Source organism: Alistipes montrealensis (genome assembly GCF_018362775.1).
Taxonomy (GTDB): Bacteria; Bacteroidota; Bacteroidia; order Bacteroidales; family Rikenellaceae; genus Alistipes; species Alistipes montrealensis.
Genome location: NZ_JAGYXY010000001.1, coordinates 374,900 through 387,324, shown reverse-complemented (window position 1 = coordinate 387,324; position 12,425 = coordinate 374,900). Strand labels below are relative to the sequence as shown.

Here is a 12,425-nt window from a genome sequence, read left to right as displayed (position 1 = left end):
CCGACGATGCAATGTCCGGACACAGACGCGCAAAGATACGAATTTCTTTTCAGAATACACCGGATTTTTTTAATTGCGGCTTCCGGCCTGCGTTTTGGCCGGGCTACACGGCTGCCGCTCCGGACCTGGGGCTGAGTTTGTCGACCAGCCGCCGGAAAAGGTCTTCGCTTCCGTTGTTGCCGCCGTTGATGTAAAAGGTCCGGTATTCGGTTTCGCCTTCGTACCTGAAGCGGCATTGAATGACCCCCGGGATCAGGTGGCCGCAGTAGTAGAAACGCCGTATCCCGAGGCCGTAAAGCACCGAGTAGAGGGCCGTGTCGCTCCCGACGAAGAGGAACCAGTTGTTGCTGTTCCGGATTTTTTCGATGATCCGCGCGAAATACCGCAGGGCGGTGTCGCGCTTCTCCAGCGAGGGGTATTTGGTGCTCTTGTCCTCCCAGAATTCGGTTGTGAGGATGATGTTCGAGCCTTTGCGGCATTCGGCCACCATCTTGTTTTTCTTCTTCTCGGCGATTTTGTCGGAGTCTTTGCTGTCGAACTCAGAGTTGTACATCATGAACAGCGACATGTCGATGTCGTTGTGGATGTACTGGACCTGTTTTTTGGTGATCGTCGAGAGCGACCCGACCACGATGACGCCCCGCTCTGCCGGGGCGATCGCGGGCTTTTCGGCGGCGGGGTTCATGGCCGCGTAGGTGCGTATCAGCACGTTGATCATGCTGGCCGAGAGCTTGTAGAATATCTTTTCCGTCCGTGCGTCGAGGTCCACCAGCACGTTGAGCACGCTGACCGAATCGTTCTCCGCCACGGAGTCGAACACCAGGGCCTTGATGCCGTCCGCCGCCGCAAGGTAGCGGTCGCAGATTTCGTTTGCCGGGAGCGATCGCAGCATTTCGACATCGACCAGCCCTACCTGGTTGCGTCTGATGCGCCCGCCGGTCTTCTTTTCCAGCCACAGGGCGATGTTCGAATTCCCGTATTCCAGGCCGTTGAAATAGCAGTATTCCGATTGGTGCATCGGCTCGAAACGGTTCGGACAGACGATATACTGGGTTCCCCATGCTGTGATCCGGCCCTCCTCGACATAGGCCGGAACCAGGATTTCGAGGTCGAAATCGCCCGTTCCGCCCACCGCTCCCCGGTGTTCCGATTCGTAGTTCGACCGCAGGCACGAGTCGATTTTCCCGATGATCCGGTACGGCCGGCCGTGTTTGCGGAAAAACTGCTCCAGCGCGGCGCAGATTTGCTGGTTGATGACCCGCGAATGTTCGGCGTCGAGCCGCCGGCTGGGCGTGGCGATGAAGAAGATGCCGTGGCCCAGGATTTCGTCCCGGTTCTCCTCGAAGTAGGCGAGCAGTTTGCGTTCGGTGATCTGGTCCTCGATGGCGTAGACCGGGATGGTGGCGTCGCAGTTGAAGCCCACGGGGTCGTCCTCGATGATGACGGTGGTTTTGCGGGCGAAGAAATCGGCGATCTCCGGGGCGATCTCGGTCGTTCCGGCCTGCTTGGTGGGTTCCAGGTAGTCGATTTCGTACAGCGGACGGCGCAGCCGCATGTTGATCTTCCGGCGCAGCGAGAGCCGCCGCGACCCCAGGCGGAAAAACGGAGGCCGGAATTTCGGATGCCAGGGCCTCAGTCCGTTGATGCGGATCAGGGCGCCCAGGCTGACGATCACCAGTACCGCCAGCGTCCACAGGTAAACGGCCAGGGAAAAATCCAGCATCCAGTTGACGATGGTCACCAGGGCTATGGGGAGGCTCAGCACCCCGCCTATGAGGGTCAGCGTATGCCAGATACTGTTTTCTTTCATAATACGATCGGGTTAGTGCGTAGTTGGTCTCCGACAAAAATAGTCAAAATTCCGCAAAATCCCCAATCAGGGCCTCTGCCGCTTCCTCCGGCACGGGAAAGCCTCCCCGCCCGCAGGCAGGGAGGCCGGTCGTTTTTGCCTGTTCCCGGTCTATTCGGCCAGCGACCATTCGATCACGACCGGGAAATGGTCTGAGGGGTATTTCTGGTTGTAGCTGCTGTTGACGATGCGCCATGAGGCGACTTTCGAGTCTTTCGGCGTGATGAAAATGTGGTCGATGCGCGATGCGTTGGCCGGGGGCGCCGAGATGTATTTGTAGCCGTTGTAGGTGGGCCAGTTTGCGTTGGTTTTGGCCGGGCAGCGCGTGTAGCTGTCGGCGAGGATGCCCGATCCGGCGATGGCCTTGTAGGGTTCGGTGTTCTGGTTCGAATTGAAGTCGCCCGTGCAAAAGGCCGGTTTGTCGCCGGCGATTTCCCGCACTTTGGCAACCAGCAGTTTGGCGCTTTCGGCACGGGCCGTGGTTCCGATGTGGTCGAAATGCGAATTGAAGTGGTAGAACTCCCGCCCGTTTTCCCGGATGCGGAAATGAACCCAGTTGCACATGCGGGGCGAATAGGAGTCCCAGCCTTTGGAGCCCGGCGTTGCAGGTGTTTCGGAGTACCAGAACGATCCCTTGTCCAGCACCTCGAATTTGTCCGTGCGGTAGAAAACGGGATTGTAGTGACGCCGTCTCGCCGTCTCGTCGCCGATGACGTTGTTTCCGACCCAGGCGTATCCGGGCAGGAGCGGTTCGATGTCTTCGATCTGGGTCCGGTAAGGCTCCTGCGCCCCGAAGATGTCGAATTGTTCGCTCTGGAGCAACTGGCGAAGCAGTTCCCGGCGGTTTTCCCACTTGTCGTTTTCGTCGCCCGGGTTGTCGTACTGGATGTTGTAGGTGGCGACGCGGATCGGGGCGAGCCACTTTTTGCCGGGCGTAGGCTCGGGCTCCGGATCGCTGTCTTTCGAACTGCACAGCGAGAGGAGCGGTACGCAGAACAGAAGCAGGCTGAAGAGTGTTTTCTTTGTCATTGTTCTGAGGTGTAATCGGTTTTGGATAATAGACGCGATACGAATATTTTTGTCCCCTTGGAAGGCGAAAATTTGCAGTTTTGCTTTTTTTATTCGATTTTTATCTCCTGATCGGGGGACAAATTGGGCGGTTTCCCGTTATAACGAATAACCGACCAAAATAAAACCCGAATGTTTCGGCTAGGCAAGCACGACTCCAGACGAATTGACCGGCAGTATGCCGAAGAGACCGACGTATACGTTATGTTGTATAACAGTTATGCGGATGCGCTCTATGCCTATGGTATGGGGTTCGGCTTCGACAACGAAACGGTCAAAGATGTCATCCACGACATTTTCCTCGACCTCATGACCCGCCGGGTCGACCTGGGGCGTATCGCCAACATCAAAGCCTATCTTTTCCGGATCGTTCACAACCGCCTGATCGACCTGCATCGCTCGCGGATCGATAAATGCGACCTTTCGGACCGGGAGCCCGGCCTGAGGGTGTCGCTGACCTCGCTCGATGCGATGATCGAATCGGAGCACGTGCTTCGTATCCGGCAGACGATCGAGTCGCTGCTAAACCAACTTTCTCCCAAGCAGCGCGAAGCCTTGCTGCTGCGGTTCGTCTATGAAATGGAATACAACGACATCGCCGTGATCCTCGACGCCACACCCCATGCCGTGCGCAAATTCGTGTCCAAAGGGCTGGGTAAACTGCGGAAGAACAGGGCGTGCGGCAAGACGATGAAGATAGCCACCTGAACCGGCAGGCCCGATTTTTTGCAGCCGAGGGGGACAAAACGGGGCTTTCCCCGTCATAAAGACAACACAGGGCGGCCCAAGCCGCAGAATAAACGAAGATTACTTTCGAATCGATGATAAAACCGGACGATATTCAGAAGCACGTGGCGGAGTTCTTTACCTCCGATCCGGACTTCGTTTTGTGGTGTCTCGATCCCGAGCGGGCGCAGGACAGCTATTGGAGCAACTATACCAAACGCCATCCGCAGGACCTGGTCGAGTTCGAGCGCGCCGTAAGCCTGGTGCGCCGCGTGGGTAAAAACCATCCGGCGCTTCCGTCCGGGGAGAAACAGATTCTGCTGGACCGTATCCTGACCGATTATTATGCCAGGCGTCATTTCGCCGTTCCTTCCCCACGCCGCAACCGTACGGCGTTCTTTGCCGCAGCAGCCGTGTTGGTCGCCGGCATCGTGGCGGCCCTGTTCTGGACGCTGGATTTCGCGGATTCCGGACTGCCTTCGGCCGAGGCCTATGAGAACATCACGCTCGTGACGCGCGACGGCAGCCGCGAAGTGTACGACGACATCGCCCGGATCAGCCTCACGCCCAAAGGCAAAATCCTGATCGACGGCAAGGAGAATAAGGAAAACAAGACGGAGAAGGCGGGCCGCGGCCAAAACCGCCGGGAGGTGCACGTACATACGAGCGAACTGGTGGTCCCCAAAGGCAAACGCGCCCATCTGCAACTCTCCGACGGCACGCGGGTGTGGATCAATTCGGCTTCGGTGCTTCGTTTTCCGACCACATTCGGCGATACGCGCGATGTTTTCATCGAAGGCGAGGCTTATTTCGAAGTGGCGAAGGATGCGAACCGTCCCTTCATCGTGCATACCGATCATTTTGCGACCCGCGTCTTGGGTACGTCGTTCGATGTGACGACCGCGCCCCGGGCCGGCGGTTCGTCGGCCGTGGTGCTGGTCGAAGGCTCCGTGGCCATCGACGTGGCCAACGGCGAGTCGGTGACGCTGAACCCTTCGGAACGTTTCTCGATGAAGGACGGCAGTTATTCGGTCTACGAAGTCGATCCCTATAAATACATCAGTTGGAAGGACGGGCTGCTTTTCTTCACGTCGAACACGCTGCTCGAAGTGTTGCAGAAGGTGGCGGCTTTTTACAAGATCGAGATTTCGTGTTCCGGGGAGATCGGGGGACGAAAATGCACCGGCAAGCTGATTCTGTTCGACGACCTGGACGGTACGCTCGACGTGCTCTCGGATATTTTCCGGATCACCTATGTCCGGGCGGCGGACGGTTCGGTGGTGGTGAAACCGGCTCCCGACGACTTTCCCGACGCCGCATATCGCTGAGACCAATTTCCTATCTCAAATACTAACCTAAATTATTTTACTTATGAAGGATCTTTTCTTTGTGAGGAGTAGCTTGACATGCCGTATCCTGCGTATTTTCGCAGTGGCGATGTTGTTGCTTCCGGTGAATCTCCAGCCCGCCCGGGCCTCCCGGCAGGATGCCGGTTCCAGGTCGCTGCTGAGTGTGAAGATGAAGGATGCGACGTTGCGGAGCGTCTTCGCGGAGGTCGAGCGGACCAGCCGTTACGCCTTCATCTACACCGACGACGTGCAGCCGCTGCTCGGCCGCAAGGTGTCGGTCTCGCTCAGGTCGGTGACCATCGACGAACTGCTGTCCGTCGTTCTGAAGGGAACCGAACTGAGCGGACGGGTGCGCGAGAACCAGGTAATCATCTCGAAAACCGCTGTCCGGAAAAACGGGGGCGCCGCCCCTCCCCAGGTGAAGAAACCGGGCGATGAGATTATTCTCCAGGGTACGGTAATTTCCTCGGCCGACAACAAGCCTATCACCGGTGTTTCGGTTTATGTCGAGGGAACGGCGATCGGCGCCACTTCCGACGCCAATGGCAACTATACGCTCAAAATTCCTGCCGGAACCAGACAGGTAACCTTCGCCTTCCTGGGCTACGATACCCGGAAGATCGACGTGGCCGATATCGAACTTTTCAAGCTCGTAACGCTGTTCGAAGCTTCGAACGTCATGGACGACGTGGTGGTCGTGGCTTTCGGTACGCAGAAAAAGGAGAGCCTCGTAGGGGCCGTGCAGGTCGTGCGGCCCAGTACGCTGAAAGTGACATCGAGTAACCTTTCGACCTCGTTTGCAGGCAAGATCGCCGGCGTCATCTCCACCCAGTCGTCGGGCGAACCCGGCGCCGACGGTGCGAACTTCTGGATTCGCGGCATCTCGACCTTCGGTGCGAACAAATCGCCGCTGCTGATCCTCGACGGCGTGGAGATCGTCTCGGAGATGCTCAACAATATTCCGCCCGAAGCGATCGAGTCGTTTTCGATCCTGCGCGATGCCACCGCCACGGCGCTTTACGGTTCGCGCGGCGCGAACGGCGTGATGATCATTACCACCAAAAACGGCCGCCAGTCGGAGAAAATGTCGATCAATGTCCGCCTCGAATCGGGCATTTCGATGCCTACGCGCATCCAGGACATCGCCGACGGCGTGACCTACATGGAGAACTACAACGAGGCGCTGCGCACGCGCACCCCCACAGGCGAGGTCTACCAGCCGCGTTTTTCGGACGAGAAAATCGCGGGTACGCGCAACCGGCTCAATCCCTACGTCTACCCCAACAACGATTGGTATTCGATGCTTTTCAAAGACTTTACGGTCAACGAGAACATGAACCTCAATGTGCGGGGCGGCGGCAAAGTGGTCGATTACTTCCTCAATGCGTCGATTTTCAACGAGAACGGTATCCTGAAGAAACCTTCGGAGTCGAAATTCGACACCAATATCAATTCGCAGAAATACCTTTTCCAGGCCAACGTCGGTGCACAGGTCACCAAGACCACCCGCGTCAGCCTGAAGATGAATACGCAGTTGCTCTTCTGGCATCGTCCCGTCGAAGAGGTGAAAGACTTGTTTTACTATACGATGCGCGCCAATCCGGTCGCTTTTCCGGCTACCTATCCCCGGGGGGCGGTGGATGATCTCGACGATCCCATATTCGGCAACGCTCCTTCGTGGGACGGCAGTGCCACGGATATCAACCCCTATGCCTTGCTGAGCCGCGGTTACGGGCAGCGCCACACGCAGTACATCACGACGACTTTTTCGGTGGATCAGGACCTCGACTTTATCACGAAGGGCCTGAAACTGCGCGGTATGGTTTCGTTCTACAACAAGACCTATGCGGCGATCTACCGTTCGTTCTCGCCCTATTACTACGAGATGACCGATTACACCGACAACGGCGACGGCACTTACGACTATAACCTCCAAAATATCGGTACGGCCGGATCGTCCTACCTGGGAACCTCTACGGGCCGCAACGGTTACCGGGAGATTTCGCTGCAGGGACAGGTCGAATATTCACGCTCGTTCGGCAAACACGATGTCAACGCCCTGTTCGTCTACCATCAGAAGGAAAAGGTTGACAACCAGCCGACCAACGACGAATACAAGGTGCTCCCTTACCGGGAGCAGGGGCTCGCGGGACGTTTTACCTACGGCTTCGACAACCGCTATCTGATGGAGTTCAATTTCGGATACAACGGTTCGGAAAACTTTATTGCCGGACACCGTTTCGGATTTTTTCCCTCGATCGCCGGCGCATGGGTCGTGTCGAGCGAGCCGTTCTGGGAGAAACTCCGCAGCAAGGTGAACCTGTTGAAATTCCGGGTTTCCTATGGTCTCTCGGGTAACGATTACCTGGCCGACAGCAGTAATAATATCGTTCGTTTTCCCTACCTCACGACGGTCAACATGAACAAGGGCCTTTACGTGTGGTTCTCGCCCAACTTCATCAAGCAGACCGGCCACGAAATCATGACCGTGGGCAACCCTTCGGCCACCTGGGAGGAGAGTACGAAACTCAATGTCGGCCTCGAACTGGGCCTTTTCAATGCCCTCACGCTGAATGTCGACGTTTACAAGGAGGACCGCACCGGCATTTTCATGCAGCGGCGTTCGCTGCCCTCGACAATGGGACTTTCGGGCGTTACGCCCTACGGCAATCTCGGCGAGGTGGAGAACCGGGGTGTCGACGTTTCGCTCGAGTACAACAAGGCCTTCAACAAGGACCTGCTGATCTCCGTGCGCGGAACCTTCACCTATGCCCATAACGAGGTGCGGGCCCGGGACGAGGCGAAATACCTGCCCAACGCCTACAATTCCGTGCTGGGCAAACCCGTCAATTCGATCTACGGACTGGTTGCCGACGGACTCTTCACTTCGCAGGAGGAGATCGACAATTCGCCGCGGCAGACCTTCATGCCCGATTACCTGCCGGGCGACATCAAGTACCGCGACCTGAACGGCGACGGCGTAATCGACGCCAACGACCGTACGTCGCTGGGCTATCCCACCGTGCCCGAGATCATGTACGGCTTCGGCGCGTCGGTCAACTACAAACGCTGGGACTTTTCGTTTTTCTTCCAGGGCACGGCGCGCGTCTCGCTGCGGATGTACGACATGCACCCGTTTCGCGACAACCAGTATTCGGGTTTCAACATGACGCAGTACATCGCCGACGACCACTGGTCGGAAGCCGACCCCAATCCCGGCGCCGCCTATCCGCGCCTGGACTACCGTTACAACGCCAACAACACGCAGACCTCGTCGTTCTGGATCAAGAACGGCAGCTACCTGCGCCTGAAAAGCGTCGAACTGGGCTTTACCTACAAGAACCTGCGCGCCTACCTGGCCGGAACGAACCTGTTCATCATCTCGCCCTTCAAATACTGGGATCCCGAAATGGGCAGCGGCAACGGCTTGAAATACCCGTTGCAGCGCGTGGTGAAACTCGGCCTTCAGTATAACTTCTAAAATTCGAGCGACATGAAAAAAATCATATACACATTCCTGTTTGCGTGTGCCGGAGTCCTCGCTTCGTGCGATTTCCTCGACGTGGTCCCCGAAGGGCAGGCGACGCAGGAGGACATTTTCAAGACCTCCAAGGAGGCCCGTAAATACCTCAATACGCTCTACACCTATGCCCCCAATATTGCGGCTTACCGTTACATGCCCGATTTCTGCGCCGGCGACGACGTTATCACCGCCACCAATGGCCAGACCCGCTATTTCCCCTACAAGAGCATGCTTTACAACGAGGAGAACGCCAGCCAGACCTATTACGGACTGTGGGACGCGACGACCTCTTCCCCGTCGGGGCGGACGAATTACGACATGTACAAGGGTATCCGCTACTGCTACATCATGATCGACAACGTCGATGCCGTGCCGGGCATTTCATCGGCCGTGGCCGACGAATTCAAAGGCGAGGCCTATTTCCTGATCGCCTATTACCACTGGGTCCTGCTGACCCACTACGGTCCGGTTATCCTTGTCAGGGGGCAACTCGACATGGGGCTTCCCGAAGAGCAGGTTTACGTGGCCCGCAGTCCGTTCGACGAGTGTGTGAATTTCATTGCCGAGACCTATGACCGCGCGGCCGAACTGCTGCACGAATATCCGACGCGTCCCGATGCGGACCTCGGACGGGCTACCTCGGTTGCCGCCAAGGCGATGAAGGCCCGGCTGATGCTCTATGCCGCCAGTCCGCTCTGCAACGGCAACACGGAGTTCTATGCGCGTTTTCGCAACAACGACGGGACGCCGCTGATGAGCCAGACCTACAATCCCGAGAAGTGGAAATGGGCGCTCGACGCCTGTCAAGAGGCGATTACACTGGCCGAGAACAATGGGCACAAACTCTACGAGAGCCCTAATTCGGTTGCCGCGGAGACCGACGCCAAACGCGGCGAGATCAATTACCACGACTGTTTCGTCGAGCCGCTCTGGAATTCGGCCGAGTACCTTTGGGCGATGGGCGACCAGACCGGTATCCAGCAGTTCCAGCGCTATGGCGGAGCGCGCCTGAAACTGCCGTACAGTACCGACGGTTTCTGTATCAACATCGTCCCGACGTTCGAATGCGTGGAGATGTACTACACGCACAACGGCCTGCCGTGGGACAAGGACCCCGAGACGATGTCAATCGATCCCTATGCCTACAACGCCGAAAAGGAGACCGCCAACCTCCACGTTTACAAGGAGCCGCGTTTCTATGCGTCGATTGGCTACGACCGCGGCGAATATGCCGTCAACGGCCAGAAATTCACGCTCAAATGCCGTGGCGGTGAGTTGCAGGGCAGCGTGCTCGACGCTTCGAAGGAGTATCAGAGCTGCACGGGTTACATCCTCAAGAAGTGGATTCACGAACAGTCGGCTTTCAACTACGACAGCAAAACCTGGACTTACCGCCAGTATGCCTATCCCTACATCCGCCTTGCGGAACTCTACCTGAGCTATGCCGAAGCCGACTTCGAATACAACGGATCGCTCAGCGATGTGAGCCTCGGTTACCTGAATAAAGTCCGCAGCCGCTCGGGACTTCCCGATTTCGAGGTTTCGTGGGCTATGGCCGGAGGAATACCCTCGGGCAGCGAACTGCGCAAGGTCCTGCACCAGGAGCGTTCGATCGAACTGCTGATGGAAGGAATGCGCTACCACGACCTGCGCCGCTGGAAAGAGGCCGGCGAGGTGATGTCCAAGCGTCCCAAGGCCTGGAATCTCGACGGCAAGACGGCGGCGGATTTCTACAAGGTTACCACGATGAAGGAGAGCGGCGTACGTACGTTCGAATCCCCGAAAACCTACTGGATGGCCATTCCGCTGAGCGAAATCAATATCAACTACAACCTCGTCCAGAATCCCGGTTACTAACCTTAAAATTCCGATTGCGATGAAAAATCTTGCGATATGTCTCCTGCTCCTGCTGGGAGCCGTGGGGTGCGGCGACGATTATATCGTCTACGAGACGGTGGATACCATGGTCTCCATCCCGAAAAACGATTTTCAGGTCCTCGAATACGACCCGGCTTCGGACGATGCCTGTGTCTACGGCCTCTATCTGTATAAGGGCGGTTACAACAACGATGAAATCACCGTGGAACTGGTGGTCGATCCTTCGGTGCTCGACGTTTACAACGTGGAGAACAACCTGGCGCTGAAGGTGATGCCCGACAAGTATTTCACCTTCGATCCCCAGGTCAGACTGTCCGGGGATAAGATCATGAACCTCACCGAAATCCGTTTCGACGCCGGGGCGATGATCGCCGACGGTATCGACTCGTCCTATGTGCTGCCGCTTGCCGTCGTGGCCGGCGACCAGGGCAAAGTGCGTCCCGAGAAGAACAGTGTAATCATCCAGGTCGTGATGAAATAACCGCGGTGCGGGGGAGGTTCGCCTCCTCCGCATCCCTAACGCAAAAATCCATGTCAAAATTTTACATACGAATCTTGCTGGCCGGTGTGCTCGCCTTCGGTTTCGTTGCTTGTTCCTCTTCGGGAAGCGAAGATGGCGGCGGAGGTCCGGCAACGGTGCAGATTCCCGATAAACCCGGCATGACGGTGAAGGGAATCGTGAAGGACGATGCGGGGGCGGGCATTGCCGGCGTCGTCGTGAGCGACGGACTGGAGGTGACCGCAACCGATGCCAGGGGGATTTATTACCTGGAGTCCGATCTGGCGCGGCGTAATTTTATTTTCGTCTCCGTGCCTGCCGGTTACGAAATTCCAGCGTCGCAGGGCTGTCCGCGGTTCTATCGCAAGGTCGATCGCAAACAGGCCGTCAACCGGGCAGATTTTACGCTGACGCGGCGTAAAGCCCCTGCCGACCGCCATTCGCTGATCGTCATGGCCGACATCCAACTGGCCGCCGACAACACGTCGGTCTCGTCCTACCTCGATTATGTCGTTCCCGATGTGCTGAAAACCGTACAAGGACTTTCGACGGAGGTCTACGGTGTCAGCCTCGGCGATCTGGTGTGGAACGATATGTCGCTCTTCCCGAAATACCGCCAAGGGTTGGAGACACTCGGCTTCACCACTTTCAACCTGCCCGGCAACCACGATCACGACCCTGCGTTGTTGACTGACTCGCTCGCCCTGCAGAGCTATGAACGCTATTTCGGTCCTGCGAACTATTCGGCCAATGTCGGGAAAATTCACTATGTGTTCCTCGACAACATCCTCTTCGACCATGCGCCGACTGCCGAAGAGGAGTATACAGTGGGTCTTACCGACGAAATTTGCCAATGGCTCGAAGCCGACCTGAGCCATGTCCCCGCAGGCAGTACGCTCGTCGTGTCATCCCATTGTCCGATCCTTTACCATACGAAAAATACCACGGCGCGCAACCATCGTAATTTCCAGCGTTTCCTCGATGCGATAGGTCCCTATAAAGTGCATGCTTTCGGCGGTCATAAACACTACCATGACATCTACCGCTACGACGACGGACAAAAGGTGATGCATTGTGTTGCCCGTACCCCGGGCGACCTGTTCATCAACGGCGATGTCAACTGCGACGGCACGCCGCGTGGCTACGTCGTGGTCGATGTCGACGGCGACCAATTGACGTGGTATTACAAATCGGTCGGCGGCAAGCGCGACATGCAGATGCGCCTCTATGCGCCCGGACGCACCAATTCGGCCTATGTCTACGCCAATGTTTGGGGATACGACGCCCGGTGGAGTGCCGTGGAGTGGATTCCGGCTTCGGGCGGACAAGCCGTGGCGATGGAGCGGACGCAGCGGACCGATCCCTATTACGAGGAGGTGCTGGCGACGGGCGTGCGCGGCGGCACGCCGACCAATACGTGGCACATGTTCCGGATCGATCCGGGCAGCGGCGAGCGGGGCGGCAAGGTCCGTGTGACCGACTGCTTCGGACAAACCTACGAATCGTCGGTGTCCTGGTAAAATGTACGGCATC

At 57.3% G+C, this 12,425-nt stretch carries 8 protein-coding genes; 6 read left to right on the top strand and 2 right to left on the bottom strand.

Going from position 1 to position 12,425, the window contains the following annotated elements; all coding sequences use genetic code 11:
* Nucleotides 1–103 precede the first annotated feature (103 nt).
* Both KG007_RS01550 and KG007_RS01545 read right to left on the bottom strand, forming a co-directional pair.
* Nucleotides 104–1,810, bottom strand: a complete 1,707-nt coding sequence (locus KG007_RS01550; RefSeq protein WP_213347090.1) for a four-carbon acid sugar kinase family protein — start codon at nt 1,808–1,810, stop codon at nt 104–106.
* Between the two features lie 150 nt (nt 1,811–1,960).
* Nucleotides 1,961–2,878: an endonuclease/exonuclease/phosphatase family protein gene (locus KG007_RS01545; protein ID WP_213347088.1), complete on the bottom strand. Its 918-nt coding sequence runs from the start codon at nt 2,876–2,878 to the stop codon at nt 1,961–1,963.
* 171 nt (nt 2,879–3,049) lie between these two features.
* On the opposite strand from KG007_RS01545, the gene KG007_RS01540 reads away from it, so the two are divergent.
* The 6 genes from KG007_RS01540 (at nt 3,050) to KG007_RS01515 (ending at nt 12,412) form a co-directional block, all read left to right on the top strand.
* Nucleotides 3,050–3,625, top strand: coding sequence for an RNA polymerase sigma factor (locus KG007_RS01540; RefSeq protein ID WP_195458240.1), 576 nt, complete (start codon nt 3,050–3,052; stop codon nt 3,623–3,625).
* 113 nt (nt 3,626–3,738) lie between these two features.
* Nucleotides 3,739–4,971: a FecR family protein gene (locus KG007_RS01535; protein ID WP_213347086.1), complete on the top strand. Its 1,233-nt coding sequence runs from the start codon at nt 3,739–3,741 to the stop codon at nt 4,969–4,971.
* A gap of 43 nt (nt 4,972–5,014) precedes the next feature.
* Nucleotides 5,015–8,473, top strand: a complete 3,459-nt coding sequence (locus KG007_RS01530; protein WP_249413211.1) for a SusC/RagA family TonB-linked outer membrane protein — start codon at nt 5,015–5,017, stop codon at nt 8,471–8,473.
* A 12-nt stretch (nt 8,474–8,485) separates the two neighbouring features.
* Nucleotides 8,486–10,372 carry a RagB/SusD family nutrient uptake outer membrane protein gene (locus KG007_RS01525; RefSeq protein ID WP_195458238.1) on the top strand — a complete coding sequence of 629 codons (1,887 nt, stop codon included), beginning with the start codon at nt 8,486–8,488 and terminating at the stop codon, nt 10,370–10,372.
* 19 nt (nt 10,373–10,391) lie between these two features.
* Nucleotides 10,392–10,874, top strand: a complete 483-nt coding sequence (locus KG007_RS01520) for a DUF1735 domain-containing protein (RefSeq protein WP_195458237.1) — start codon at nt 10,392–10,394, stop codon at nt 10,872–10,874.
* Between the two features lie 50 nt (nt 10,875–10,924).
* Nucleotides 10,925–12,412, top strand: coding sequence for a calcineurin-like phosphoesterase C-terminal domain-containing protein (locus tag KG007_RS01515; RefSeq protein ID WP_213347084.1), 1,488 nt, complete (start codon nt 10,925–10,927; stop codon nt 12,410–12,412).
* The last annotated feature ends 13 nt before the right edge of the window (nt 12,413–12,425 follow it).

Coding starts and splice junctions, on each gene's coding strand:
- KG007_RS01550 (WP_213347090.1), bottom strand. CDS start 1,810: ATGAAAGAAAACAGTATCTGGCATACGCTGACCCTCATAGGCGGGGTG.
- KG007_RS01545 (WP_213347088.1), bottom strand. CDS start 2,878: ATGACAAAGAAAACACTCTTCAGCCTGCTTCTGTTCTGCGTACCGCTC.
- KG007_RS01540 (WP_195458240.1), top strand. CDS start 3,050: ATGTTTCGGCTAGGCAAGCACGACTCCAGACGAATTGACCGGCAGTAT.
- KG007_RS01535 (WP_213347086.1), top strand. CDS start 3,739: ATGATAAAACCGGACGATATTCAGAAGCACGTGGCGGAGTTCTTTACC.
- KG007_RS01530 (WP_249413211.1), top strand. CDS start 5,015: ATGAAGGATCTTTTCTTTGTGAGGAGTAGCTTGACATGCCGTATCCTG.
- KG007_RS01525 (WP_195458238.1), top strand. CDS start 8,486: ATGAAAAAAATCATATACACATTCCTGTTTGCGTGTGCCGGAGTCCTC.
- KG007_RS01520 (WP_195458237.1), top strand. CDS start 10,392: ATGAAAAATCTTGCGATATGTCTCCTGCTCCTGCTGGGAGCCGTGGGG.
- KG007_RS01515 (WP_213347084.1), top strand. CDS start 10,925: ATGTCAAAATTTTACATACGAATCTTGCTGGCCGGTGTGCTCGCCTTC.